Below are 25288 nucleotides of genomic sequence, written 5' to 3'. Positions count from 1 at the left end.
TGTTCTAGTATTTTCGTTTATAACTCTACAGCATTACGATAATCCATTTATTGTACGCGTTTTTCTTCTGCATAATATCTTTCATACTCTTTAACCAGCATATAACGCTCGACGCCGTTGGAGGGCATTCACTGCTTCCTCAGCATGCTGAATGGCCATTTCACGATAACCTAATTTACGTTCAATTTCGGCAAGCAGCGCAGATTGCATCCATTGTCTTCTAATGGATTTCAGGTGATCTCTGGCTTGCTCGCTCATCCCTTCTTCTATAAGTAAAAATGTTTCGTAATATGTACGATAATCCGATCTCCGCATCTTGGGGACCGCTTGCCGAACGGAGAAGATATCATTGCGGTAAACCCCGTAAGCTGCCTGATATATCGCTTGCATTGATTTTTTCGTTGAATTGTTTCTGAGCTTTTCCATCATGATCTCCACCTTCGTTGTTAAGAGTGAGTTTGATTTGGTTTGGTTCCAACCCATTTTGTTTCACCAATGCACAAAAAACGAGCAGGCCATATAGGTGACCTGCCCGTTTAACTTAATGAGTCAGCGGACAAAATGGATCCGTTAGTTAGGCGAGTCGGTAGTAATCAAACATGTTTTGTCCATCACGGATACTATGTTCCCATTCGATTATAGGTCTTACTCGTAAGCTCCGATATTTACAGAAGCTCCCTGTACTCTTGGCTTCCCCTCAATATCCAGTGTTCCGATAATTGCAGTATCCGTGTTCCCGGCATCAATCGCTGGAGAGGAAGATTGGAGATGGAAATCGAATCCAGAAGCATTCACAAATTTGGGGTCGATGAACAAGGAATGAGCGTCGTTTCCAGTTCCCGTTTTATAAGCGGAGAATCCTGTATAATCTTTATTTTTCCAAGTCCAGTTGGCTCCATTACTTCCGGCAGGGGCGAAATAAAGATTGTAATCCACAACGTTTCCAGAATTCTTGGTGTATTCATTGTAGATCAACACATCTGTGGAACTGGCCACGAAAATATTGTTCTTAATTACGTTATTCTGCGTATCGAATTGAACGTAAAGCTGGCCGCTGCCATCGCCAAGTGTGTCATTTTTGTATACGGTATTGTTGACGATCTTACAGTTTACCGTGGAGCCGCGTTTGGTGTCGTAGCCGCCCATGGCGATGCCAGTGAGACGGTTGTTGTAGACTGCGTTGCTGCGAACTGTAATATTGCTGGTGGATTTACCGGCATGTTCGGACGCAATCTCGATACCGATATCGTTGTTATAGCTATAGTTCTGCTCAATAATACTGTCCTTGCCGCCATCAACATAAATCCCATCCGCCGCATTGCTGTTATTCGGAAGTGACTTTCCATAGGAAGGATTATTATTGGAAGAAATATTGTAGACCCGGTTGCCCTTCACCAGTCCGTTCCGTACCTGATCGTAAGCCGTATTCGGCGCTTTACCCTCATAACCGATGAGATCGATGCCAATGTTGTCGTTATCGTGGATGACATTGTTGGTTACCGAGAAGGTATCCACATTACCGTTCAAAACCAGCGATTCGCTGGAGCCGAGCACGAGATTGTACAGTTCATTACCGTTAATTGTAATATCGTGAATGGAGTCCGGCGCTTTTGTGCCATATACGGCGATCCCATGTGCGTCGCGGCCAAGCAGATCACTGCCGGTTGGGGTAGCTGTATTTTTGATATCATGAACTTTGTTGCCAGACAAATTGATGAAGCTGCCTGCTCCGTGAACATAGATGCCTACGGGCATGACGTCCTTGGTCGCCGTGGTATAGTTGCGGATTTCAAAACCCTGGATGGTAACGTAATTCACATCGGTCAGATCAACCAGCCCTTCAATGCCGCTAACGGATAGTCCGGTGCCGTCAATGATTGGAACCTCTGTGCCATCGTTAGTGAATACAATCGGTCCCTGTAACGCAGAGCCGGAGCGGGTGATCTTCAGCTTCTGGTTGTATACACCGCCGCGAACATGGACTGTACTGCCTGCAGGAACAGCATCCGCTGCGTGTTGAAGCGTCTTCCATGGCGCGCTGCTCGTTCCCGCATTGGAGTCATTTCCACTTGTCGCCACATAGTAATCCGTGCCTGCTGCGGCAGCGGATGAGGACCATTCAATCCCTGAAACCAGTCCTATCCCTACCGCCATACTTAATCCCACCAGCAATGTTTTACCGAATTTCAACATACTTTCAACTCCCTTTGTTCAATTGGTTGCGCAGAGTAAAGCCAGACTCAACTATTCAAGTCCTTCTTGCAAATGAAGTACAGCCTCCATCGTTGGCAGGCTACCTGTTCCACCGATGCCAAGCGTGGACAATGCACCACATGCATTGGCAAATCGCAGCAGTTCGTCGGCCCGCTTTCCGAGCAAATATCCATATATGATTCCAGCGTTGAAACAGTCGCCTGCTCCCGTGGTGTCGACAGGAGTCAAAGTATAAGATCCGCGCGAAATTGTACTTCCGTCCAGCTCTCGCAATGTAGCACCTTTTGACCCCTGTTTGACTGCTACAATTCCCGCAACGGCAGGAAGCATGGAGTCAAGCACATCGGCTACCCCGTCGGCAGGAAAAATGTGCAGCAGTTCATCCTCGCTGGGAATAAACAAATCAGTCACCGCCAGAAGTGCACATATGCCCTTGCGATCCCATTGATTGGATACATCCCAACCGGTATCAAAAGATGTGCTGATCCCATTTGCCCGCAACCTTGAAAAAAGTTCTGTCCAATGGGGTCTCATTCCATCCTGCAAATAATAGGAACCAAAATGAAGATGTGTGGCCTGCTGCAACAGGGACTCCGGAATATAATCCGGTGTCAACAATGGGATACTGCCAGCGTAAGTTAACAACCCGCGGTCGTCGGGTGTGGAGAGTGACAGGGTTACACCTGTCTTGATGCCAGACAATCGGGTTACATGCTCTGTATTTACGCCCATACGCTGCAGCTCAGCGATACAGAACTTTCCGAAATCGTCATCCCCCACGACGCTGACGAATCTCACATCCGCTCCCAAGCTTGCCAGCGCACAGGCCGTGATTGCTGATGAGGAACCAAGTACAATCTCGAAGCCATCGACCATTTTCTCCCGATTCCATTCCGGCATCACATCCTTTCCGGACACAATGACGTCAACATTTAGCTCGCCAGCGATGACAACAACGGGACTTGTTTCCTGTCTCTGCATCATTTCAACACCGGAACAAATCCCTGTTCCGCCTCATACAGTTCATCGAACATGCTTCCGATTTCCTCCAGGGAGCACACGGCAGCAGTTAGCGGGTCCAGCATCAGTGCATGGCGTGCCATTTCCTTGTCGCTCCTCCGCACAGCTTCCACAGCCAGGTCAAAAAAAGCCATGTTCGAGCGGCACAATGCGGCCAAATGCTCAGGCAGTCTTCCGAAGCGGCAAGGCTGAACGCCTTTCCCGTCAACGAGGCAGGCTACTTCCACCACACCGTCAGGCTGCAAATTTTCAATCAACCCCCGGTTTGGGACGTTACCATAAATGACCTTCGGCTCATTTTTCAATACCGCTTCGATGATCATGGCTGCATATTCATTACTCGATTGAAGCTCAAGCGGTGCCGTTCCCTCAAGCTGTGAAACAATCTGCTCATCATTCTCCCTCCGCCAGATCGGCCAATTGTCAGCATAGAACCCTGTGGCTCCGTTATAACCTGTGCTGCAGTGCTGATCGATAAGCGATTGGCGTTTGCGGTAATACGGAATATATTCCGAGAAATGGCCGCTGGATTCCGAGACGAAAGCGCCTAAATACTTCATAGCATCAAATCGAACCGGGTCCTGCCGCAGCAGCTCAGGACTTTGTATTTTCTCCAACAAAACAGGGTATAGATCCCTTCCTGCATGGGACAACTCCACGAACCAGGACATGTGGTTAATCCCTCCGGCTTTCCATGCCATTTCTTCATAAGGAACTCCGGCATATTCGGCCAGTTGAGCGGACGTGTTCTGGATGGAGTGGCATAGTCCCACGACTGGAATGTCCGTAATGCGGGAAGTCAGGAGGGTAACCGCAGACATCGGATTGGTATAGTTTAGTATGATGCAGTCCGGGCAGAGCACTTCAATGTCCCGCACAATTTCCATCCAGCTGGGAAGCGTACGGAGCGTCTTGAACAGTCCTCCTGGTCCCAGTGTATCGCCAATGCATTGTTTTACCCCGTATTTCAGCGGGATTTCATATTCATAACGAACCGTCTCCAGCCCGCCCACTTCAATTTGGTTGATCACGAACTGTGAACCGCCAATTACCTCTCTGCGGTCCGTAGACGCAAGCACCTCCCACGTCTTTCCTGTCCGTTCCACGATCTGAAGTACCAGTCTTCGCGCCAACTCAAGCCGACGTTCGTCGATATCTACCAGGGCAATGGTGCCACCCTCCAGGCCTTCAATCAGCAGGATATCCATAGCGATCTCGCGCGTAAATGCACTGCCTGCTCCGATAATTGAGATTTTAGTCATCACTTTTCTCCTCGCCTGTTATTTCATGCCTGTCATCGCCAGGCCTTTAATAAATTGCTTCTGGAAGATCAGGAACACTATAATAACCGGTATCGTAATCAGTACCGCAGCTGACATGACGACGTTGTAATTGACCTGATGCGTTCCGTTAAAATAGACCAATGCCAGCGGAACAGTCATTTTGCTCTCATCATTTAATACAATCAACGGCCACAGGTAGTTATTCCAAGAGTTCATGAACGTGAATATCCCCAAGGCTGACAGCATGGGCATAATAAGCGGCATAACGATACGAAGCATCAGCCTGAATTCGCCAGAACCGTCCATTCTTGCTGCTTCCAGCAGCTCCTGTGGAATCTCTTCAATGAACTGTTTAGCCAGAAATACACCGTAGGAGCTGACCAGATTGGGCAAAATGATCGCCAGCAAATGGTTAACCAGTCCAAGCTCAGCGGTAATCAAATACGTTGGAATCATAATAACCTGGAAGGGAATCATCATGGTTGCCAGGATCAGAATGAACAGCAGTTTCTTGCCTTTAAACTGATGCTTGGCAAATACATATCCGGCCAGAGCACTGGTAAATAAGGTGATTACCGTTATGATGACGGATGTCACCAGGCTATTCAGCAGCCACGTCACAAACGGCGCCTCGCTAAAAACCGTTCGATATCCGTCCAGGCTCGGCTTGCTTGGAAATAACCCGCCGGAACCTGAGACGATGTCCATGTTGCTTTTGAGAGATGACAATACCATCCAGGCATAAGGCAAAAGCATAATACAAGCTATGATTGCAAGAACTGCGATAGTGACGCCTTCCCACAGACTTAATTTACGCGGCATCGCCTTCTCCTCCTGTTCTCCTCAATGTTCCCATTGTGTGCGTCCCCATCGCAGTTGCAGCAGCGTCACAAGCAGGATGATCATTAGAAACACGGTTGCCATAGCGGATGCGTACCCCATGTTGGAACTGGAGAATGCCTGTTCATAAATTTGCAGTGACAGCACTCGTGTCTCGTTGAAGGGTCCGCCCTTGGTCATAATCTGAAATTGCGGGAAGGCCTGAAAATAGGACACAACTGTCGTGATCGAGACAAATAGCGTCGTTCTGCGCAGTAAGGGCAGTGTGATGTGAACAAAAACATGCCATCGACCCGCTCCCTCCAGTTTCGCTGCTTCATAATACATATCCGGGATGGAGTCCAATCCGGCAATGAAAAGAACGATATTATAGCCAATATCAGCCCACAAGGTCATCATAATGACGGAATAGAGCGCATAATGCGGATCATTGAGCCACTGAATTGGGGTCATATGCAGCTTGGCAAGAATCATATTGAATAAGCCGTCATTGTAATTGAACATGGTATTCCATACGATGGCTGTTCCCGCCAGCGGAGCGATCGTAGGAAGAAAAAATACGGTCCGAAACAGATTTTTGAGCCACGGGATGCTGACTCGCTGAATCGCTGAAGCGATCAACAGTGTAATGACAATATTGATCAGTACGGCGATAATTACAAATTTGAAGGTTACCCATAGTGACTTCAGAAAAATGGAATCCTGGAACATGCGGATATAGTTCTCCGCCCCAACAAATACCGCGTTAGAGCTGAGCGGGTCATACTTGAATGCGGACAAGCCCAGGCTCCATGCGATGGGAAGGAAAGCAAACACCCCGAACAGAAGCAAGATTGGTACGAGTGAGATGATGATGAACCTTCGTTTTGCCCTGTAAGCTGTCGACTTTGCCGCTGGGTTAACCTTGTCCGCCTTGTTGGTAGATATAGCAGTACTCATGCCCCAGCACCCCTATCACTTATGTTGATCCTGATTATCGTTGATCGTTCGTTCGATGTTTGCCAATCCGTCCTCGACACGATGCTGTCCACTCGCCATTAGCTGGAAATTGTCGTTAACCTGCTTGAAGAAAAAATCCCGGTCTGCTATAGGACCAATCCATTGACCTAACGCCAATATGTCCAGCGAGGGCTTTAGGTGGGGATTATTTTTCAGAAACTCCGGGTTTCCGGCAATTTCCTTTTTGGCTGGAACGGTAAAGGTGTCCGTGTTCCATGTCGTGAGGTTGTCTTTCTCCGAGATGAATTGGATGAAATCAAGTGCGGCCTCCTGCTGTTTACTTTGCTTGGATACGGCAAGCCCCCAACCGGACTCAGCAGCAAAAACAGGTGGATTCTCCGTAAAGGAAGGCACGGATACGTACTCAAAATCATCTACCTTATAGTTGTTCTGTCCCGCAGCAATCGTCCAAGGGCCGCGATAGGTCATGGCTGACTTCCCCTGAAAAAAATAGTCAGAGGTATCCAGCTCACCGCCGAACGTGGTTAAATCTGCGACTTTGTCATCAACCACGAGCGAAACCAGGGTGGACATCGCTTTCTGAGCCTCCGGCGTGTGAAAATTCACATGTCCGTCTTCGCCCATAAAACTTGCGCCCTGCTGCAAAATGAGCGATAGGAACGTGAACGTAATATTGTCTGCCGACACAAAATCGAAGCCTTTTACTTTGATGATACCGCTTTCACGTACGGTTAATTTTTTGGCGTAATCCACAAGTTCTGTCCAGCTTGAGGGTGGATGATCCAGGCCTTGTTCTTGGAGCATTTGCGGATGAATCAGCATGCCGCCGTTCTCAATGTTGTATTCCAGAGGCAGCCCATACAACTTGTTGTCTCGCAAATATCCCCCCAGGGGGGCATCATAGTATGCTTTTTTCACATTTTCACTATCAGGGATCTCGACAAGCAGGTCGTTCTTGGAATATTCGGGTACCCAGGTGCCGAAGAATTCGGCAATATCGGGCGGTTTCTTCGCGGAGAATGAAGCTTTCAGCTTCTGGCTGTACACATCATACGGAAAGGTCTGATACTCGATCGTTACATCGGGGTGTAAGGTCTGATATTTGGATATTAATTTCTTGTAGGCGCCCACTATGGCGTCTTCCTGATGACTCCAAAAGACCAGATTCACCTTGCCTTGCGAGTCTGCGGATGGTTCGCCGCTGGAAGTGGAAGAACTGGAACATCCCGCTTCAGCAATTACAACGCAAATCATCGCAAGGATCAGCATAAACTTGGAAAAATGCATTCGCATATCCTCCCTTGTTCTGCAAATTAGCCAGCATTTGAAGGGAGGGAAGTTTGAGGATCAGGTGTATTTATATAGAAGCAATGTGATCTGTAGTTGTATGTATAGCAATCTGCTGCTCCCTGCACGCTTGCTCAAACCATCCCTCCGGCTGCTTATTCGTAATTACCCCTGTAACCTGATTCAAGGGAGCAATGGTAAACAAAGCACTTTTCTCAACCTTGCTTTGATCGAATACAGCATAAACCTCGCTGGAACGTTTCATTGTTAATTGGGCTATACGGGCTTCAAGCTCGGAATGCATCGTAAAGCCGAAATTCTGCGTTACTCCGTCCACCCCGAGAAACATTTTCGTAATGTTAATTTTGTCGATCACGCTTTCCGCCAGCGGACCGCACAATTCATAGCTTTTGGATCGCATAACGCCGCCAATGACCACGACCTGAATATCTTCGGCATCAGCCAATTCATAAGCAATATTCACCGCGTTTGTGACAATCGTAATATTACGGTGCTTTTTGAGTGCTTTCGCAATAAAGAACGTTGTTGTACCTCCTGTCAGGCAGATAATGTCCCCCTCTTCAACGAGTGCGGCGGCCGTAGCGGCGATCCGTTCCTTATCCATCCGTCTGAAATCGCGTTTTGCCGCAAAAGGCAGCTCCGATACCGCCGAAGTCAGACTCCCTTCATATATGGCTCCCCCATTGGTTCGAATAATCTCGCCCGCTTTTTCGAGCACGTCCAAATCCCGTCTTGCGGTTGCTTCCGAGCAGCCGACCGTTTGGACAATCTCTAGCAGCGATATTTTTCCATGCGATTTAATCAGTTCCAATGTTTGTGCTCTGCGCAGTTCACCCTTTGAATATTGCATAAGTCTCTCCTTTATTATGTCTGGGCTTGCATGATATCCGTTAACTGCAGCCCGTGCTAGCTCTATTGTGTAGGATGAAAGGATGGATTGCAATATGCCGAAGTGAACTGCATCCCATAAGAAAAACATCTCTCTGATGGTTACACATGAGGGATACAAAGCTGATTTTCACAACCTTCAGCCTTCACAAAGGAATAATCTGCACCTGATGCTCGTACTCCTCAAATAGACCATAGTCGATGTCACCTGCTTTGGAAGACATGGCATTCGCAGCCGCCGCCGCGACAGCTGTTCGCAGTCTGGACTCAGCCGAATCGCTGCGCTCTGACGCATACGCCATGCCGGCAACAAAAGCATCCCCGCATCCTACCGTGTTTACGGGCTGAATGGCTGGCGGCCTCACCATATACGCTGTTCCGTTTAGAATGGCCAAAGCACCGTTACTGCCGAGTGTGATGCACACCTCGTTAATTCCCTGATTAGCCAGCATGTGCGCTGCACGGGTCCATTCGCTTACATCGCTTGGCTTCTGCCCCAGCCATTCGGCCAGTTCCTGCTCATTCGGCTTCACAAAATGGGGCGCTGCGCTTAGCCCAACACTAAAAGCTGTTCCGCCTGTATCCAGGAAGGCTCGCGAGCCTGCTGAACAGACAATGCGTATCAGTTCTGCATACAGTGTGTCCGGTGCACCTGGGGGTAAACTTCCAGACATAATGACCGCACTGGACTGGGTGGCAAGCCTGTGTACTTTTTCCTTGATTGCTTCAACTTCGGCCTCTGACATGGTTGGACCCCGCCCAAGCAGCTCGGTTGAGCTACCGTTGGAATCGTCCAGAATGTTAAGGCAGACCCGCGACTCTCCTTCTGAGCGGATAAAATCAGTCCGTATGCCCCGTTCAGCCAAGCTGCTCTCAATAAAGCCGCCGTTATTGCCGGCAATAATGCCTGTGGCCGTGACTTGACCGCCAAGCTGCCGGATCACTTTGGCTACATTATTGCCTTTGCCACCCGGCTCGTTAACTTCTTGGGTCACCCGATGTACCTGGCCTACGCCAAACTTGTCAACGTACAATGTTCTGTCGATGGCCGCATGGAGTGTGACTGTGGTAATCATCGGACCACGCCGGCTTTGCCAGTGCTTCCACATAACCGTATTTTCTCCATGGCAAGCTGTTTAACGGCTTCCTTCGCCGGAGCCATGTATTTGCGTGGATCATTCTCTTCCGGATGAATTAAGAATACATCCTTGATCGCTTCGGAAAACGCAATACGCAGCTCTGTGGCTATGTTCACCTTCGACATGCCCAGCGAGACTGCCCGATGAATTTGTTCGGCTGGAATGCCCGAACCACCGTGCAGTACCAAAGGAACCGATACACGATTCGCAATGGTTTCAATTCGTTCAAAATCAATGTTCGGCAGCCCTTTGTAAATCCCGTGTGCGGTTCCGATTGCCGGAGCGAGTGTACTTACACTCGTACGTTCAACAAACTGCACGCAATCTTCGGGATCAGCCAGGGATGCATGCTGTTCCTCGACGACAATATCATCCTCAACACCGCCGACCTTGCCAAGCTCCGCCTCCACGTTCACACCAGATGCCTGGGCAACCTCCATCACTTTACGGGTTAGGTTTACGTTTTCCTCGAAAGGGTACATGGATGCATCGATCATAACGGATGTATAACCTGCTCGTATGCAACGGATAATTGTCGAAAAATCAGTACAGTGATCCAGATGAAGTGCGATGGGGATATCCGCCAAGTCTGCTGCGGTTTTAGCCGCATGGGCGATGTAATCCGGGCCCAAATGGTTGACTGTGCCCACCGTGGTTTGAATAATCAGCGGTGATTCGGTTTCCACCGCCGCTTCAACGACAGCCTGAAGCATCTCCAGGGTATGTACGTTAAATGCAGCGATGGCGTATTGGTCCCTGCGAGCTGTTTGCAGCATTTCAGTGGACGAGATCAGTGGCATATCCATTCCCCCTAAAAAGGTTGCGCCGCTCCCTGCTTCAAGGATTCAATGAGTACCCTCTATCAGAATAGCGACGATTTGAACAATTCTGCACCTCCCTTCACGGGTCAGATGAGCTTGGGAAACAATTGATAATTTTAAGCTTGTGATCATAATAATCTTTTTATTTGATTAAATCAATCATTATTTTGGAAAACTATTGCAATTTAGTCGGTTATAACGGCATAATAATGATTAACACAATCATATAACTATATATTTGATCAAAAAGATCACGAGATGAATTTTTCAATCCAAAATTATTTCCGGGAGGTACTTTTATGAGTTTGACGTATCGTGAAGTAAAAGAACAATATAAGGCCTTGCAGCAGACCTATGACTATTTACTGGCCAAACGCGCGGAATTTACTGCCTTTGTGCAAGCTCAAGCGATTACTTCCGTAACCTTTGTAGGCGCCGGATCGAGCTATTGCTTGAGTGAAGCGGCCGCGTTTTCCTTCCGTTTGCGTGCTGGTCTGCCTGCAATGTCACTTGCCGCGGGTGATCTCATGCTCCATGCAGATCGCTATCGCCACATGCTGGAGGGTAGCCTGATCATAGCGCCGTCACGATCTGGCAGCACCAGTGAAGTGGTTGAAGCGCTACGTATACTCCAGTCCGATCAACAGATTCATTTATTAACGATTTCTTGTGTAACGGACTCACCGTTATCCAAAAGCGCCAATTTCCCTCTGGAACTGCCTTGGGCTTTCGACCATAGCGTCTGCCAGACCCGTACAGTAACCAATCTGTATGCGGCCAATCTGCTTCTTGCCGCTTTTCTTTCTGGAGATGAGGACCTGATTATCGACATGCAGAAGGCGATTCATCAAGGTGAAGCCTACATGGCACGTGTTGAGGAAAACATCCGCCGCGTCTCCGACTTCAACTGGACGAACGCAGTCCTGCTTGCAGACGGTGAACTACGAGGGCTGGCAGCCGAGGGTGCCATCGCTCTGACCGAAATTGCCAAGACGCAAGCCCACGCATACCATCTCCTTGATGTGCGGCACGGGCCGATGGTCACCGTGGGTCCGGATACTTTAGTGATCGCTGCCTTGTCGGACAGCGGTATTGAGCATCAGCGCAATCTGTTGAGAGATATTAAGGAGCGAGGAGCCACCATTATTACGTTTTCCGATCGGGCGACGGGCATCCCGCAGGAATTCATCGACCTTGAGATCACAACTACTCATCCACTTAATACTGCGGTGCGAGGTATCCCTTTCATTTTCATCTCGCAAATCGCTGCTTTGGCCAATGCCGAACGCCAAGGTATTAACCCGGATCAACCCGATGGGCTGGTGGCCTGGGTCAAGCTGTAAGCAAAATCAGTCAGGTTCTTTCCGGTACGGTGAACGGTTCAAAGTAAGGAGAATTTCTACTTCTGAGGAAAATCCAGGACTTCTATTCGAACAGAATAGAAGTCTTATTGTGCACCTATAAATGATTTTGTTACAACAGTGTCAGGAACGATGAATGAAGCATTTAATTTTGAGCATTACAAACAAAAGGCTTAGGCTTCTGGAGAAGAAGCCTAAGCCTTTCGTGATACCCACTTTTTTTTTAACAGCTTGTTATAGTGCCTTATGGCTAAATTCAAATAAAGATCCCCCCCCTTGTTTCCGGGTCCGAGGGTCGCCTCTAGCAATGTATATTTCAGTTAACTCTTCTTTTAAACATCACTTATTTTTACCGAGTTGTTCCGCTAAACCGATTAGATGTCCTTCATTTCCACGAATGTAGCAGAGCCGATACGAGTTCTCGTACTGAACCACTTCGCCAACGAGCTGAGCGCCATGCTTCGCGAGTCTGGATACCAATTCGTCAATGTCTTCAACGGTGAACATGACGCGTAGATAACCGAGGGCATTGACAGGAGCGGTTCGATGATCAGATATAGTAGGTGGGGTGAGAAATCGTGAAAGTTCAAGTCGGCTGTGGCCATCGGGGGTAACCATCATAGCAATCTCTACACACTGTGAACCCAGCCCGGTTACGCGACCAGCCCATTCACCTTCGACAGTAGCTCGCCCTTCGAGCTTCAAGCCAATCTCCTCAAAGAAAGAGATCGAGTCATCAAGGGATTCTACAACGATGCCAACATTGTCCATTCTTAATAATTTGTTTTCTGCCATAGTTTTATCTCCTTATGTGTACAAATTTATTACCTAATCATCTAACACCTTCGGTGCTTTAGTTTTTCAAACTTACCATGAAATAGTGCAGTGCGTTGGACACCCACTTCTTTGGATGAAGAACGAGCTGAATTTCGAGTTGAAGTTCTGCATGTTCAAGGGGTAAGGCTTTCAGCTCCCCTCGCTCAATTTCCTCCATCACAGCCATTTGCGGCAAAATGGAAATGCCTTCTCCTGTCTTAATACTTCTTTTGATCGCTTCCGGATTGCCAAGTTCCAGCCCGATTCGATAGGGGATTGAGTTTGCCCGAAGCACTCTTTCCAGCAGCTGCCTGTAATTGCAGGTATCTTCAGGCATGATCCACTCCATATCCATTAGATCATTCAACACAACCTGCTCTTTGCCGATAAGCGGATGATGAGGATGGACAATCAGCAGTAGCGGTTCCTTGCGAATGGTAATCCATTGCAAAGCTGGATCGCTCGAATCGTCTGCGAGAATAAGCCCTATGTCAGCTTCGCCTTCCCTGACCTGATGCAAAATCAATCCCTCACGATTCGTATGCAGTCGTATGTTGAGATCCGGGTATTCCTTACGGGTGGCTTGCATATATGGAGGTAAAAAGTAAGAAGCGATAGAATCCATCGTACCAATCGTCAAGGATCCCCCACCCTGCTTCGCCATTTTTTCCTTGGATTGTTCATACAGTTCCAACATCTGTCCGGCAAGCTTGAACAGCTCTTCCCCAGCCGAAGTCAGACGAATTTTGTTATTGCTATAGCGTTCAAACAATTTGACTTCATATGCTTTTTCCAGCTTCTGAATTTGCGTAGTAACACTGGATTGTGCATAACCCAGCACCTCTGCGGCTCTGGTAAAGCTTTCGCGAAGTGCGACTTCTCTGAACGTTTGAAGATAAATTAAATCCAGCTTGCTCACCTCATCGAAAATATTGATGACAACGATCATTTGTTATAGATAACTGTGATGTTGGTTCCTATGATACAGTAGTTTCAATATAACGTGAAGGGGTAGCAGATTATGATGAAGGAACAACAAATTCATGGAATTTATATACCGGTAATTGCACCTTTTTCGAATGACAACAAGCTGGATATTGAATCGTATCGGAAGTATATTACCCATCTTGCCAATCATGACATTCAGGGATTGGTCGTAAACGGCACGACAGGAGAATCTCCGACCGTCTCATGGGATGAAGTAAAGCAAATGGTTCAGGCAACGAAGGAAATTCTAATCCGTTTGAACAAAACAATTCCCGTCGTCGTTGGGACAGGAACAAATGATACCTATTCCACCATCAAACGGACCGAGATGGCTGCTGAATTAGGAGCGGATGCAGCACTGGTGGTTACTCCCTATTACAACAGACCAACCCAAGAAGGGATTCTAGCGCATTTTTCCAGCGTTTCCCGGACAGGATTGCCCATCATGGTTTATGAGATTCCGGCTCGAACCGGCAGTCGAATGACTTTGGATACTGTGCGAAAAGTTATGGATCTGGACGGGGTTATTGGTCTGAAGGATAGTTCGGGTGGTTTGGACCTGTTATTGGCTCTATCTCAATATGAGATGAAGCCTGTGCTAAGCGGAGAGGATGCTTATTTCCATGCCATGCTCTGCCAAGGCGCTGCAGGAGGCATGCTGGCTTCTGCGAGTATACACACCCAACGGTACGTGGAGGTATATCAACGCTTTGCTTCTGGTGATATCAATGGGTCAAGAAACAGCTTTAAGCAATTGGAACCGCTAATCCATCAAGTGTTTACAGAACCTGCTCCAGCTTTAATCAAATGGTGGCTCGCTCAGCAACAGCTTATTTCATCTTCCCAACTGCGACTGCCGCTGACCGCCGCAACGGAAAATGCAAAACAAAGGTTGGCAGATACACTTATGAATATAGTCGTACCTTCTTAAGCAAGAATATCTGTGAAGTGCCCTTCCAATCGTGCAATAAGCTTATATTGACTAGAGCCGTATTGAGATACGGCTCTTTGTGTTTCATACATTTATTAGGCTACAGGAGCGACTATTATATTAATGGTTCAGAATAGGTATTTCTTTAAGTAGATTCTTTAAGTTCATTGCGTCCCATGGCATATGCTCGGTTATACCCAGCCCAACGACATCTGCTTGATCAGACAGCTCTTTTATCAAATGAAGGAGCTGCGGGAATCGCATGGTACCGGCAGGAGAAAAGAGATAAGGCTCCTCAGGGTTGGCGAATAATAACGAACGAAATGCCTTTGGATCAAGCACATCCAGATCAAGGTGGATAGCCAGTTGTTTAATGCCGCTTTCCTTGATCCACTCTTTTATAGATTCGGTACTGTTCGCAAGTTCTTCGGTTCCTGCTGTTCTGATGCCCAATCTCTGAATCATTTCTGTATCGGATTCTGCCGTGGTAATACCCAATCTTTGAAACGCTTCTGAAATCACTTCACTTTCTTGTTCCGTAGGCGTTGCTAACCCCGCGATAAATACATTTTCAGGTTTCAGAGGGATTTTTACATGTTTTGCAAACTCCCGATCTCCTTCTCCCAATAGATTCCCCAGTGGTAACGTATGTCCGTTATCATACCCCGTATATCCAACCAAATCACTGTGTGCATCAATCCAGATCAATCCTAATTCTCCATTGTACCGTTCGTTTAAATAGGCAAACGGGGCTTGTTCGACCAAGCAGTCTCCCCCAAACATGACGATCCGGTCAGGCTTGTGAGCTTGAATGATATGCTCGGCTGCTTCCAATTGCTCAATTAATTGTTTTCTGCCATTTATACCATTTTCGTTCTCCAGTGGAGTTCCATCATATGCTTGCACGGGAACTTGAATCAACGGTTGATCATTATCCGGTGCCAGCCAGGCAAGCAGTTCCGCTCCAAAAGAGTAGTTAGGGTTATTGCCCCCTTGCCATTGTGGCATGACCAGGCGTATTGTTTTTTGATTCATGTTTTTCTCTCCTTTACTTCAAAGTAAGGTTAGTATAAACTGAACGCAAATCAAAAAGTAGTACGCACTATTATGATAGGTACTACCCGAAAGGATAGCATACATATGAGCATGGCTGAATATCAAGGTAAGGTTAAACATATTCAAGATACACCTTTTGGCTACACATTGTCTGTCATAGGTGGCAAGTGGAAGATGGTCATTATTTATCTATTGGCAGAAAACCAACCGGTACGCTTTAATGAACTAAAAAGACAAATTGGAGCAATTACGTTTAAAACATTGAGTTCGCAACTAAAAGAATTGGAAGCGGATGGGATGGTCGAACGGAAAGAGTACCCTCAAGTGCCACCTAAAGTCGAGTACAGTCTGACAGTAAAAGCGGAAACGTTATTGCCCGTTCTGGAAGGCATGTGTGAGTGGGGAGTTAAAAATCAAAATGAAAGAGAGGTGCTCGAGGATGATTAACTTTAGAAATAAAACGTATCGCTGCACCTCCGAGATTGTTATGAGCTTACTGAGTGGTAAATGGAAAATATCTATACTGAATCACTTAACTAAAGGTCCCGTTCGGTTTAATGAGCTGCAACGACTTCTGCCTGATGCAACCCAACGCATGATTACGATGCAGCTTAGAATGCTTGAAAGCGACGGTCTCATTATTCGCAAAGTTTATCCGGTTGCCCCGCCAAAAGTAGAATATTATTTGTCCGATCTGGGGGAGGAACTGGCTCCCATGCTCCAGATGCTGTGCAAGTTTGGATCGACCTACATCGAGAAATTTCCCGACGAAGTATCCTGCGACAATGATGACTCTCGCCGTGACACCGTTAACATGCGGTAAACCCGATGCCCCTAGCTCTCTTCTCTTTGAGAAACCGTTCTATCGCAATAAAATTAATCAAGCAATGTTTGCATGATTTGACGGCAGTAGCCCTACACCCAAAGCCCTGCCGTCAAATATTGTGACATGAAAGGTTTAAAGAATTATAGCACTAAAAATTGCGTGCCAAAGCCCTTTCCCGAACGAAAAGCTAATTCCAGTTCCTCTTCATTTCCCTTCTCCAGTAAAACCACATTTTCGGGATACAACCTCCCTAACAAAGCCCATTGTACAAGCTCATTGCCTCCGGTCGGAATGAAGTGAATTCCATCATCCGTGTTCGTTACCAATCCGGTATGGGACAGAATGTCTGTTACCTGGTGCAAGCTAATAGCTGTGCGATTCACCTTTGCACCGTTGGAATGGTTTTCCCCTTTAGGCCGATATGAAAATCGATGTCCCCTAAAGAGCTGACCGAGATCTACAGTAAATGCATGACCTTCCCTCTCCAGACTGAAAAGCACAGTTGTTCGATCTAAACCTGTATTCGGCACCAACCTTGCGATGGAAGGAAAATCCGAATGCTCTCCTGAAAATTGAAGATGATCCTTGCTACCCGATATACCCGCTCCTGCTTCGTTACGCGGTGCAGCATAATAATCGTCATATTCATATTCGAACGAGACTGCAACAGTATCTTGTGGTTCTCCTACCTGAATGGTCTGTACCGGATGCCACTTCAATAGATAGCGCGCGGCTGAACCGGCCGACTCTCCCAATCCAGCTGGCAACACGGTCCCCAAAGGATATTGAAAACCGTAACCCGCAGAGTTCAAACCCGAGCTAAGCACACTCTGTGCATACTGGACAATCGCCTTGTGAGTTAATTCCTTCCCAATCAACTGAGTTAGAAATACCTTACGAGCAGGCTCCAGAAAACGTAATCCTTTGAATTGCGTGTGTTCCTTGACTTCGAAGGGTACTTGTTCCCAATTGGCAAAGGGAAGTAATGCATCTCGCAGCAATACAAATTGGTGCAGGTATTCATTATACAACTGCATGACCCTTGGTCCCCCAACAGGTCCCAAAACCTGAGCAATAGCTTCTGGGATCAGGGTATGACCGTAGCAATGACTTCTAAATTCAAGTTCACCAAGAGTTTCCCGTCCATATTGTGCGAGTGCCCTCTTTTCTGAATTAATCTCTCGTGCCCAGAAAACCAATTGTTCACCAATGCGTGCCGCCTGTGCTGTAAGTTCGACGCCTGCCTTATCCTTCAAAGCCAACGGTCCAAGTGGTAGCGATGACACATCGCCAGAGATCGCCAAATTGGCCTGAAGACTGTCCAACAACACCGAAGGATTACCGTTTATCGGTTCTCCCAGCTGAACAAGTATCGCCTCAAGCAGTTTATCCAGCTCAATGACTACCTCTTTTGCTCTATATATGCCATCAGGCAATTTCCAATCCAAAACCGCATTCTCGCCTGGTCTAATTGAGTCCTGTGGATATATGCCAATGAGAGACTCTACATCTATTGCTTTTCCCCATACGATACGTTTATCTTTCAAATGAAGTTGATACTCTGCCATTTTCCCCACCCCATCAGTACGATTTTATAGTGAACGACAATTCAGCTTACCGTTCGATTGTTAGATTATCAGGTTCTCTGATGGTTGAGTAGTACGCACTTTTTTGTATGATCCGATCATTTTTGTATCGTAGGATACTTTTTGATCCTGCTATAAAACGAAGAAAAAAGCCGCTATTAGGCGACTTTCTGATTGACCGTTCTTGTCTTAACGTTTGGTGCTTAACCTGTTTCTTTTGATAGGGCTTGCAATTGTTTTAGGCAGTTTCCCCTGTTCCTTAGCTATTCTCCGCGAACAACACGAAAACCCTGATCGGGACCAAACCCATTGGCATCAAATTTCCCTCGAAAAGCGATCTCGTTATTGTTGATACCACCGATCCAGCCTCCGCCCTTCACCACCCGGAAGGAAGCAATTTGACTCTCCGCGTCGATGTACCAGTCCCAGCACCATTCTCTTACATTGCCAGACATATCGTAGATTCCAAGCTCGTTGGGTTTCTGGGTACCTATCGATTTCGTTTTATTTTTGTTGCTCTCTATGGCAGGCCAGTTCCAATCTCCGGTTAAGATTTTGTCTCCGGCGTTCTTCCAATACCATGCGACTTCGTCGACTTTATTACTTCCGCTGTATGTGTAATTTTTGCTCTCCTTACCTCCGCCTGCGGCATATTCCCATTCCGCCTCTGTAGGCAGTCGGTAACCGTTAGTTCCCTCATTAATGGTTACTGTCCATTTTAAATTATCGTTATCATTCTTATTATTCAGGTCTTTGGTATTTTTATCTATATTGTAATGCGGTTTCAAGCCTTCTTGAATACTTCTTTTGTTGCAGTACTCCACCACGTCATACCAACTCACCATCTCCACTGGCAATTGATCTCCTTTGAAACCGGAGGGGTTATTTCCCATGACCTCAGCCCATTCTTTTTGAGTTACCTCATATTTACCGATATAAAAGTTCGACAGGGTCACACCTCTCCCCGCGAAATTGGATTTGCTGTTTTTAAACGTCCCGCCTTCCACGAATATAAGGTTATCCTCGGGTTCAGGTTTATCCTGCGAACAAGCGCTGATCACTAGCATTGTTGCTATTAAAAAGAACATTAATAGCTTTCTCATAGAACGATCTCCTTTAAGCTAATGGGAAAATAATAGGCTATGATGCCTGTCATTCGCATCCGGCAACGTCGAAGACCGTTTGTCAGACGAGAAACGGCCTTAACGTATCCGGACTGATGATATTACTTTTTTTCTGTGGGAATGGCATTGTGCCTAACCCTAGTGTATTAGCTCTTATTTTACTTTCATACAATGGCTTACTTTGGATTACTTACTTACCACACCGTTACGTTGGAACTTCCGCTACTTTGATATCCTTCTGTCGCCAATACCTGATAAGACCAGCTGCTACCCAGATTCATTCCTTTGCTTTTCCAGGCGTTCACATGGTTGCTGAATGTAATCGCAGAGTTGACTCCAGTCGCTCTCTTCGACTGCCTTACGCTCCAGTACTGTGGGAACGTTTGTGTGCCGTCAATGGAAGGCGCATTGTATCGCATCGTTGTGTAAATATCATACGTGCCACCATCACTGTTCACTGTACCTTTGTAAGTTCCGGTTGGTCGATACGTACCCCAGCTGTCCACAACGTAATATTCGATAAGTGCATTTCTCGTCCATCCGTAAAGGGTCAAATACCCATTGCCAGATGGTGCAAAGACACCTGCATTATAGTTAACTGTCCGGTTTGGAGATCCGACATTCCAGCCTTTACCAACTACAAAGTTCCCTGTATTTTGCCACGTTACACTGTAATTACCGCCTGATCCATTCACAGCATTGACTGTACCGCCGCCATCGGTCCAATTTTGCCAATAATCTGTCGCCGCACTGGAGGTTGCCGCAAATACCCCAAAACTCATGGAAGCTGCCAGAACGACCGTTAACATTTTTTTACCAAATTTGAACATACTCTACCTCCTGATATGATTGTATTTTCACTATAAAACTACGGTTAGTTTGATTCTCTGTGATGTGTTCGGTTTACCATTGGTTTTTTTTACTTTTACCTCCTTTCTAACTAAATTATAGAATGACAGCGGTTACATATAAACCTGGCAAACTAAAGATTAATCTCTAATATGTTTAGATTTATGTCTGCTTTCCTTCTAAAAATCGACTTGTACCTACAAGTAAACCAATAGGCAAAAAGCCGCCCAGAAGGACGGCTGAGAAATAAATTCTATGCTTATAAATTATTTAATCCTCTCAACCTCTACTGCGTCATCTGTACCCTCAACCCACATATAATAGCGTGTTTTATCTTTATATATGCGTACTTTCGGATACAACGAATATGATTGAAGGCTAAAAAAGTTTGGCTCAACTTGCTTCCATATTTCACCATTTAAGAGTTGATAACTATTCCTTATACTATATCCATCAAAGTATTCCATCTCAGTATCAACATAATCAGTCACATTGTTTTGGAGATAATCTAAATAAGTGATAAGAGGGCCCAATCTATTTATTTCTTCATTTAACTGTGAGAATGGAACCTTTATGTCTATAAACCCCTCTGACAATTCTGCAATTTGAGAGGGATAAAATCGAACAACTATACCATTATCGTAGTAATAAAATGATGTGAAAGAGCCTATCGGAATATCATATATACTCTTTTCATAAATTTTAATTCCCTTATTATACTTGAGCTGAAGGTTATGAGATAAAATAGACACAAGATTGGCCTTTTTTTGATCAGAATCTACTAAATCGTATAATGTAATTCGGTCACCTGTTGCAAGATCAAAATTAAAAATAATGGATACATATGTTCCTATATTGTCATCGCTGTAATTGAGCCCATCTGTGTAAGCTACAGATAATATTTTATTATTATTGTAAGTTGTTTTCACGCTCGTTTTGTTCCAAGCTACACTATTATTCTGTTGGAGAGCCTTATTGTCATTAGCTACTCTTACCGTATGTTCCTTTAAAGTATCATTTATTTTTTTTCTAACTATTGCATTTCCACCACTAATTTGAACATACGGTTGACCTTTATAGGTATATACAGCGGTTTTAACTGTTGTTGAAGCTTCCGTTGAATTGGATGAGAATAATACGTAACACGTTAAGAATAATAGTGTTGCCAAGATTAATTTCTTCACTATGACCTTGCACCTCCCACATTTCTATACCATCTGTGTATTTACTCAATAATAAAAGTTTACCCTTTTGAATTCAGTATTTTGCTCAAATATTGTAGCTGTGTAAGCTAAATGATATCCCCTCCTTTTTTTATTTTACCATTAATATTATTTTTGAAGGAACTGTCTATATCTCAAAATGTCATCTTAAAACTTTTTTTAAGAAGTTAGATCCTCCCCTTCCCCTTTCTACCCCGTATCTTTTTACGAAGTTGATTCGTTTACAAAGAGATACTTTACTTATCAATTTCTTTCTACGGAGGACGAATCATATGGAAATTTCAAAGGGAGTTGAAATGCTCCATCTGGATTATCATGGGAATGTGATCCACCCCATTCTTTTAAAGGATCAAGAAATGACTATTCTAATAGACACTGGTTTTCCAGGTCAATTCGAGGATTTGCGTGAGGCTATGGAGAAGGCTGGCGTCTCGTTAGACAGATTAAAGGCCGTGGTATTGACCCATCAGGATGTCGATCATATAGGGAATCTTCCGGAAATTTTGCAGACATGTGGCAGCGAACTTAAAGTATATGCACACGAAATGGATAAGCCGTACATCCAAGGGAAACTGCCTCTGATAAAAGATGGTCACCTCGAAAATCCCCCGAAGGGCACAGTAAACCATACTTTAATAGATGGTCAGGAACTGCCGTTTTGCGGCGGGATTTGCGTTATTCACACGCCTGGGCATACACCTGGTCATATCAGTCTTTATTTGAAGGAAAGTAAAATTCTCATTGCCGGAGACTCCATGTACAGTGTAGACGGTATGCTTGGGGGAATTCACGCCCCGACTACACCGGATATGAACGCAGCAAAACTCTCGTTAAGAAAGTATGCAGATCTAGACATTACATCTGTCATTTGTTACCACGGGGGATTATGTGATGTAAATGTGAAAGATCAGCTAGCAGAACTCATCCAAGATTAAAGTTTTAATATACACTTTTGGAGAGTATCATTCGGTTAGTTTTTAATGTCTGCTCATTTGGCTGTCACTATAAATCATAAAGACGATTCTTCAGGTGCTCGCCACCCGTGGAACGTCTTTTTTGGTTGAAGAGAATAAGTAAATCATTAGATATTTTTGTTGCAAACCCATAATTGTTCGTATACAATAAAACAAATTAGTTGTTCTATAAATATAGAACACAAAAGACGAGGAGAAAATTCGATCTATGAACTACAAAGTGGAAGTTGATTTCGCACCCATTTATGAATGTGTAAGTAGCCTGACGGTTTTCATAAGCAAACAGAATCATAATGCTCTGGATGCTGGAAAACTATGGGTCAAAGAAGTACAAGATCGGTTTGCCCCTGCCAAACTGCAACAAATGCGGGAGACGATGAAACTTGTAGGCGACTTTAGCCTTGCGCCTTATATTTGGAATTGTCCTGGAGAACGCTCAGTGGGTGGTTTTCTGGATTGGATTGAAGACCTAACCACAGGCCAGCTATATGACATCGCTGCTAACGTTAAGTTGTCCGTCCCCTCCAATCTCCCGGAACTGCGCAGCCGGACATCCGAAGCGCTGCGTGAATGGGACACACACTATTTCAGCCAAATCGATTCGACGATTATCGAAGGTCTTGCCTTAGAAGCTGAAACTAGGCGGTCCAGTCTGAACGGAACCAATGACCTCGAGGTCTATGAGGAGGCAACGGAAGGTATGCGTCTATATCCCACACCTCTGCTCAAACAAGTAATTCTAATCCCTCAATATCATGCTCGTCCCTTTGTCACCTCAGCCATCTTTGATGAAGTTATTTTCACCAGTTACTCTGCCGATATTCTCCCACCAGCAACGGGCCGACCTGAACATAGGTTGTTGCGTCTAACTCGAGCATTGTCCGACGAGACCAGATTATACATTCTCCGCTTGTTGGCCGGAAAGCAGTTAACATTCACTGAGATCGTTAGCGAGGTTAAACTTTCTAAGAGCACAATACACTACCACCTGATTTCATTGAGGGCAGCGGGGCTTGTCATCGTGCATTATAACCAGAAAACTACCTCTTACAGCTTGCGTATAGAAGCTCTCAACAAGCTTTCCGAACAGATTTCAGCTTATATTAAAGAATGATGATAATGCCCTTTAACCTACGCACATGGAGGAACACTCATGCTCAAGCGCAGTTATTATGGTTTACTAGCTACTGTCACTCTGAGTTCATTTGGTGACGTATTTGGTCTTCTGGCTATGGAATGGCTTGTCTATGAAATAACTGCATCTAAGATGGCCATGGGTGCGATGGCACTTAGCTTTAGCATTCCAGAAGTGGCCTTTCGGTTGCTCGGCTCGCCTTTATCTGATCGGTTACACCGAGGGCGGTTCATGGCAGTGCTTGCTTCTGTTAGGTTACTTGCCCTCTTATTACCGCTGAGTTTGGGACTCGCAGGTCACTTGCAATTATGGCACCTTTTTCTGGCCGCAGGACTAAGCGGGGCATGTTCTGCCCTATTCATGCCAACCGCAATGGCAATTGTTCCTGGAGTATCCGATGAACGCAAACTGGTGCGTGCATTCGCGGTAATCGACGGCTGCCGTAATGCAGCTGCCTTGTTGGGCCCAGCCTTGGCCGGTGCTCTTACTGCCGCCGCCGGGGCGTTGCCAACGCTGGGCATCAACGCTGTTTGTTACACCGCCGCCATTGCCACGTTGCTCTATCTGCCCACAATGCAGAAGCCAGTAGCAGCTAAGGCCTCCTTTTCAATCAAAGGTTATCTCAAAGATATTCACGAAGGTTTCTCCTTTTATCGTAGTTTCCCGGCCATGCTTTCGATTATGGGCATGGTTTCGATCAGCAACATGTCTTCTGTAGCGATCTGGACGATGATGATTCCTTTTGTTCGTGAAGTGTTAGATCGGGATGCCACTGCAATGGGCACATTGACCACTGCTTCAGCATGTGGCACATTAGTAGGACTATTGATCATCTCGTGGATGGGTGAAATCAAAAGACGACGGACAGTCATGCTGTGCAGCCTAGCCGCCATCGGGCTTTTTAACGCCTTACTGGGCCTATTCCCGAGTTACCCGTTTGCGCTCGTGGCTTTATGTGCCGCCGGTGCAGCAGGACCTTTCTTTGGTTCTCTCAGTTCTTCTTTGCATGGCACACTTGTCCCTGGACCTCTGCAAGGCCGAGTCAACTCAATACGGTTCCTCATTGGTAGCGGACTGCAGCCTGTAGGTGCTTTTGCAGGTGCAGCAGTTGCAGAACTCTATGGTCTGCCTTTCTTATTCTTGTCTTTGGGTCTGCTCCCTTTGCTTTGTTCGGCCGCTGCAGCATTCCTTCCCAATCTGAAGAATTTAGATGGTGATTTATCTACTTTACAGAATAAATCACCATTTAATTCTCATAACAAGGGAATAAACACATTATAGAAATGTCATTTTCTACAGTGGTAGATCTTTGGATTCGTCGTAAAAGTCTGGCTCGCTTGTAACCTACAAATCTGATACACACCACCACATAAAAAGGAACGACAATCCCTATCAAGGTTTTGTCGTTCCTCATTCATTTGAATTCTCTTCCCTTACATCTTCCCCGCTACAACAGTTCGAACTGAAGCTGAGGTTCAGCTATTTCGGATTTCCCTTCCAGCTGTTCAGTGCCATATCCCAATTCTAGTACCGCAGCAATCCGCTCGTTACTCCGTACACCCAACGTTTCAGCACGGCTCCGATCGTACATCCAGTCATGCAAGGTGCAGCGCACACCCAGACGCTGCTCATAGGCCAGCAATCGGAAATTTTGAATAAGGCAGAAGACGGCTGCAAAGTCCTCTTCCCGCTTATGATGATCCGCCTCTTCCTTCACCAGGACCAGAAGATACGCTGGAGCGTGCTCCTGCAATCCCTGCATAAGCTTCCCATTACGGTTATCGGCAAAGATAAATCGCCATGGCTCACGGAGTCCATCATTTGGCGCCCATACGGCATGATTGAGCAATTCAAGGATCAGCGCCTGCGATACCGGTCGATCCAAAAACTCACTCGGATTATCCATGTCTTCTTCCAGATCGAACAATTTCATTTATACATCCTCCT

At 46.0% G+C, this 25288-nt stretch carries 25 protein-coding genes; 7 read left to right on the top strand and 18 right to left on the bottom strand.

The annotated features are described in order from the left end of the window. Positions 1–90: 90 nt before the first annotated feature. From JNUCC31_RS30665 to fba, 10 genes are all read right to left on the bottom strand, one after another. The gene (locus tag JNUCC31_RS30665) at positions 91–429 is read right to left on the bottom strand and encodes a hypothetical protein (protein ID WP_192267069.1); all 339 of its coding nucleotides are present in this window, start codon (positions 427–429) and stop codon (positions 91–93) included. Between the two features lie 216 nt (positions 430–645). Next, the gene (locus JNUCC31_RS30660) at positions 646–2193 is read right to left on the bottom strand and encodes a right-handed parallel beta-helix repeat-containing protein (RefSeq protein WP_192267068.1); all 1548 of its coding nucleotides are present in this window, start codon (positions 2191–2193) and stop codon (positions 646–648) included. A gap of 51 nt (positions 2194–2244) precedes the next feature. Then, positions 2245–3198 (bottom strand): carbohydrate kinase family protein, encoded by a 954-nt coding sequence (locus JNUCC31_RS30655; protein WP_228469328.1) that lies wholly within the window; start codon positions 3196–3198, stop codon positions 2245–2247. Further along, entirely contained in the window at positions 3195–4496 is a 1302-nt protein-coding gene (melA, locus tag JNUCC31_RS30650; RefSeq protein ID WP_192267067.1) for an alpha-galactosidase, read from the bottom strand. The genes JNUCC31_RS30655 and melA overlap by 4 nt, the downstream gene beginning before the upstream one ends. An 18-nt stretch (positions 4497–4514) precedes the next feature. Beyond that, on the bottom strand, positions 4515–5339 hold the full coding sequence (locus JNUCC31_RS30645) for a carbohydrate ABC transporter permease (RefSeq protein ID WP_192267066.1): 825 nt from the start codon (positions 5337–5339) through the stop codon (positions 4515–4517). A gap of 21 nt (positions 5340–5360) precedes the next feature. Further along, positions 5361–6296 (bottom strand): carbohydrate ABC transporter permease, encoded by a 936-nt coding sequence (locus JNUCC31_RS30640; protein ID WP_192267065.1) that lies wholly within the window; start codon positions 6294–6296, stop codon positions 5361–5363. 15 nt (positions 6297–6311) lie between these two features. Continuing rightward, entirely contained in the window at positions 6312–7604 is a 1293-nt protein-coding gene (locus JNUCC31_RS30635) for an ABC transporter substrate-binding protein (RefSeq protein WP_192267064.1), read from the bottom strand. 70 nt (positions 7605–7674) lie between these two features. Continuing rightward, positions 7675–8475 (bottom strand): DeoR/GlpR family DNA-binding transcription regulator, encoded by an 801-nt coding sequence (locus tag JNUCC31_RS30630; protein ID WP_192267063.1) that lies wholly within the window; start codon positions 8473–8475, stop codon positions 7675–7677. Positions 8476–8659: 184 nt separating this feature from the next. Next, the gene (locus tag JNUCC31_RS30625) at positions 8660–9622 is read right to left on the bottom strand and encodes a 1-phosphofructokinase family hexose kinase (RefSeq protein ID WP_192267062.1); all 963 of its coding nucleotides are present in this window, start codon (positions 9620–9622) and stop codon (positions 8660–8662) included. After that, entirely contained in the window at positions 9586–10452 is an 867-nt protein-coding gene (gene fba, locus JNUCC31_RS30620) for a class II fructose-1,6-bisphosphate aldolase (RefSeq protein ID WP_192267061.1), read from the bottom strand. The genes JNUCC31_RS30625 and fba overlap by 37 nt, the downstream gene beginning before the upstream one ends. 320 nt (positions 10453–10772) lie before the next feature. Here fba and JNUCC31_RS30615 point away from each other — a divergent pair, with 320 nt between their 5' ends. After that, a complete protein-coding gene (locus tag JNUCC31_RS30615; RefSeq protein ID WP_192267060.1) occupies positions 10773–11816 on the top strand; it encodes an SIS domain-containing protein in 1044 nt (347 codons plus the stop codon). A 357-nt stretch (positions 11817–12173) separates the two neighbouring features. Here the strand turns inward: JNUCC31_RS30615 and JNUCC31_RS30610 are convergent, their stop codons facing one another. Together JNUCC31_RS30610 and JNUCC31_RS30605 are read right to left on the bottom strand one after the other, a co-directional pair. Beyond that, positions 12174–12629 (bottom strand): VOC family protein, encoded by a 456-nt coding sequence (locus JNUCC31_RS30610; protein ID WP_192267059.1) that lies wholly within the window; start codon positions 12627–12629, stop codon positions 12174–12176. 58 nt (positions 12630–12687) lie between these two features. Beyond that, complete coding sequence (locus tag JNUCC31_RS30605; RefSeq protein WP_416234336.1) at positions 12688–13599, bottom strand: LysR family transcriptional regulator; 912 nt, start codon at positions 13597–13599, stop codon at positions 12688–12690. A gap of 72 nt (positions 13600–13671) precedes the next feature. Here JNUCC31_RS30605 and dapA point away from each other — a divergent pair, with 72 nt between their 5' ends. After that, complete coding sequence (gene dapA / locus JNUCC31_RS30600; protein WP_192267058.1) at positions 13672–14568, top strand: 4-hydroxy-tetrahydrodipicolinate synthase; 897 nt, start codon at positions 13672–13674, stop codon at positions 14566–14568. A gap of 120 nt (positions 14569–14688) precedes the next feature. Here dapA and JNUCC31_RS30595 read toward each other — a convergent pair whose 3' ends face one another. Beyond that, a complete protein-coding gene (locus JNUCC31_RS30595) occupies positions 14689–15603 on the bottom strand; it encodes an arginase family protein (RefSeq protein ID WP_192267057.1) in 915 nt (304 codons plus the stop codon). Positions 15604–15708: 105 nt separating this feature from the next. Between JNUCC31_RS30595 and JNUCC31_RS30590 the strand changes: the two genes are divergently transcribed. Beyond that, on the top strand, positions 15709–16071 hold the full coding sequence (locus JNUCC31_RS30590) for a winged helix-turn-helix transcriptional regulator (RefSeq protein WP_192267056.1): 363 nt from the start codon (positions 15709–15711) through the stop codon (positions 16069–16071). Further along, positions 16064–16447 carry a winged helix-turn-helix transcriptional regulator gene (locus JNUCC31_RS30585; RefSeq protein WP_024631689.1) on the top strand — a complete coding sequence of 128 codons (384 nt, stop codon included), beginning with the start codon at positions 16064–16066 and terminating at the stop codon, positions 16445–16447. The genes JNUCC31_RS30590 and JNUCC31_RS30585 overlap by 8 nt, the downstream gene beginning before the upstream one ends. A gap of 143 nt (positions 16448–16590) precedes the next feature. On the opposite strand, the gene JNUCC31_RS30580 is transcribed toward JNUCC31_RS30585, so the two are convergent. The 4 genes from JNUCC31_RS30580 to JNUCC31_RS30565 form a co-directional block, all read right to left on the bottom strand. After that, on the bottom strand, positions 16591–18018 hold the full coding sequence (locus JNUCC31_RS30580; RefSeq protein ID WP_192267055.1) for a hypothetical protein: 1428 nt from the start codon (positions 18016–18018) through the stop codon (positions 16591–16593). A 281-nt stretch (positions 18019–18299) separates the two neighbouring features. Continuing rightward, complete coding sequence (locus JNUCC31_RS30575) at positions 18300–19139, bottom strand: formylglycine-generating enzyme family protein (protein ID WP_192267054.1); 840 nt, start codon at positions 19137–19139, stop codon at positions 18300–18302. 215 nt (positions 19140–19354) lie between these two features. Next, entirely contained in the window at positions 19355–19990 is a 636-nt protein-coding gene (locus JNUCC31_RS30570) for a glycoside hydrolase family 11 protein (RefSeq protein ID WP_192267053.1), read from the bottom strand. Between the two features lie 285 nt (positions 19991–20275). Further along, positions 20276–21193 carry a hypothetical protein gene (locus JNUCC31_RS30565; RefSeq protein WP_192267052.1) on the bottom strand — a complete coding sequence of 306 codons (918 nt, stop codon included), beginning with the start codon at positions 21191–21193 and terminating at the stop codon, positions 20276–20278. Between the two features lie 311 nt (positions 21194–21504). Here JNUCC31_RS30565 and JNUCC31_RS30560 point away from each other — a divergent pair, with 311 nt between their 5' ends. From JNUCC31_RS30560 to JNUCC31_RS30550, 3 genes are all read left to right on the top strand, one after another. Continuing rightward, entirely contained in the window at positions 21505–22167 is a 663-nt protein-coding gene (locus JNUCC31_RS30560; RefSeq protein WP_192267051.1) for an MBL fold metallo-hydrolase, read from the top strand. Positions 22168–22414: 247 nt separating this feature from the next. Beyond that, the gene (locus JNUCC31_RS30555; protein ID WP_192267050.1) at positions 22415–23320 is read left to right on the top strand and encodes an ArsR/SmtB family transcription factor; all 906 of its coding nucleotides are present in this window, start codon (positions 22415–22417) and stop codon (positions 23318–23320) included. A 39-nt stretch (positions 23321–23359) separates the two neighbouring features. After that, on the top strand, positions 23360–24622 hold the full coding sequence (locus tag JNUCC31_RS30550) for an MFS transporter (RefSeq protein WP_192267049.1): 1263 nt from the start codon (positions 23360–23362) through the stop codon (positions 24620–24622). Positions 24623–24788: 166 nt separating this feature from the next. On the opposite strand, the gene JNUCC31_RS30545 is transcribed toward JNUCC31_RS30550, so the two are convergent. Beyond that, positions 24789–25274 carry a nitroreductase family protein gene (locus JNUCC31_RS30545; RefSeq protein ID WP_192267048.1) on the bottom strand — a complete coding sequence of 162 codons (486 nt, stop codon included), beginning with the start codon at positions 25272–25274 and terminating at the stop codon, positions 24789–24791. Positions 25275–25288 lie beyond the last annotated feature (14 nt).

The sequence above is a fragment of the Paenibacillus sp. JNUCC-31 genome, from assembly GCF_014844075.1.
Classification (GTDB): Bacteria; Bacillota; Bacilli; order Paenibacillales; family Paenibacillaceae; genus Paenibacillus.
This window is presented reverse-complemented; position numbering and strand designations above follow the sequence as displayed.

Excerpts from the sequence above, each read along its gene's own strand:
- JNUCC31_RS30580 (WP_192267055.1), bottom strand. The coding sequence starts at position 18,018 with ATGGCAGAGTATCAACTTCATTTGAAAGATAAACGTATCGTATGGGGA.
- JNUCC31_RS30645 (WP_192267066.1), bottom strand. The coding sequence starts at position 5,339 with ATGCCGCGTAAATTAAGTCTGTGGGAAGGCGTCACTATCGCAGTTCTT.
- JNUCC31_RS30585 (WP_024631689.1), top strand. The coding sequence starts at position 16,064 with ATGATTAACTTTAGAAATAAAACGTATCGCTGCACCTCCGAGATTGTT.
- JNUCC31_RS30555 (WP_192267050.1), top strand. The coding sequence starts at position 22,415 with ATGAACTACAAAGTGGAAGTTGATTTCGCACCCATTTATGAATGTGTA.
- JNUCC31_RS30660 (WP_192267068.1), bottom strand. The coding sequence starts at position 2,193 with ATGTTGAAATTCGGTAAAACATTGCTGGTGGGATTAAGTATGGCGGTA.
- JNUCC31_RS30605 (WP_416234336.1), bottom strand. The coding sequence starts at position 13,599 with ATGATCGTTGTCATCAATATTTTCGATGAGGTGAGCAAGCTGGATTTA.
- JNUCC31_RS30595 (WP_192267057.1), bottom strand. The coding sequence starts at position 15,603 with ATGAATCAAAAAACAATACGCCTGGTCATGCCACAATGGCAAGGGGGC.
- JNUCC31_RS30635 (WP_192267064.1), bottom strand. The coding sequence starts at position 7,604 with ATGCATTTTTCCAAGTTTATGCTGATCCTTGCGATGATTTGCGTTGTA.
- JNUCC31_RS30625 (WP_192267062.1), bottom strand. The coding sequence starts at position 9,622 with ATGTGGAAGCACTGGCAAAGCCGGCGTGGTCCGATGATTACCACAGTC.
- JNUCC31_RS30665 (WP_192267069.1), bottom strand. The coding sequence starts at position 429 with ATGATGGAAAAGCTCAGAAACAATTCAACGAAAAAATCAATGCAAGCG.
- JNUCC31_RS30630 (WP_192267063.1), bottom strand. The coding sequence starts at position 8,475 with ATGCAATATTCAAAGGGTGAACTGCGCAGAGCACAAACATTGGAACTG.
- JNUCC31_RS30560 (WP_192267051.1), top strand. The coding sequence starts at position 21,505 with ATGGAAATTTCAAAGGGAGTTGAAATGCTCCATCTGGATTATCATGGG.
- JNUCC31_RS30575 (WP_192267054.1), bottom strand. The coding sequence starts at position 19,139 with ATGAGAAAGCTATTAATGTTCTTTTTAATAGCAACAATGCTAGTGATC.
- JNUCC31_RS30610 (WP_192267059.1), bottom strand. The coding sequence starts at position 12,629 with ATGGCAGAAAACAAATTATTAAGAATGGACAATGTTGGCATCGTTGTA.
- JNUCC31_RS30615 (WP_192267060.1), top strand. The coding sequence starts at position 10,773 with ATGAGTTTGACGTATCGTGAAGTAAAAGAACAATATAAGGCCTTGCAG.
- melA (WP_192267067.1), bottom strand. The coding sequence starts at position 4,496 with ATGACTAAAATCTCAATTATCGGAGCAGGCAGTGCATTTACGCGCGAG.
- fba (WP_192267061.1), bottom strand. The coding sequence starts at position 10,452 with ATGCCACTGATCTCGTCCACTGAAATGCTGCAAACAGCTCGCAGGGAC.
- JNUCC31_RS30640 (WP_192267065.1), bottom strand. The coding sequence starts at position 6,296 with ATGAGTACTGCTATATCTACCAACAAGGCGGACAAGGTTAACCCAGCG.
- dapA (WP_192267058.1), top strand. The coding sequence starts at position 13,672 with ATGATGAAGGAACAACAAATTCATGGAATTTATATACCGGTAATTGCA.
- JNUCC31_RS30545 (WP_192267048.1), bottom strand. The coding sequence starts at position 25,274 with ATGAAATTGTTCGATCTGGAAGAAGACATGGATAATCCGAGTGAGTTT.
- JNUCC31_RS30570 (WP_192267053.1), bottom strand. The coding sequence starts at position 19,990 with ATGTTCAAATTTGGTAAAAAAATGTTAACGGTCGTTCTGGCAGCTTCC.
- JNUCC31_RS30655 (WP_228469328.1), bottom strand. The coding sequence starts at position 3,198 with ATGATGCAGAGACAGGAAACAAGTCCCGTTGTTGTCATCGCTGGCGAG.
- JNUCC31_RS30590 (WP_192267056.1), top strand. The coding sequence starts at position 15,709 with ATGAGCATGGCTGAATATCAAGGTAAGGTTAAACATATTCAAGATACA.
- JNUCC31_RS30550 (WP_192267049.1), top strand. The coding sequence starts at position 23,360 with ATGCTCAAGCGCAGTTATTATGGTTTACTAGCTACTGTCACTCTGAGT.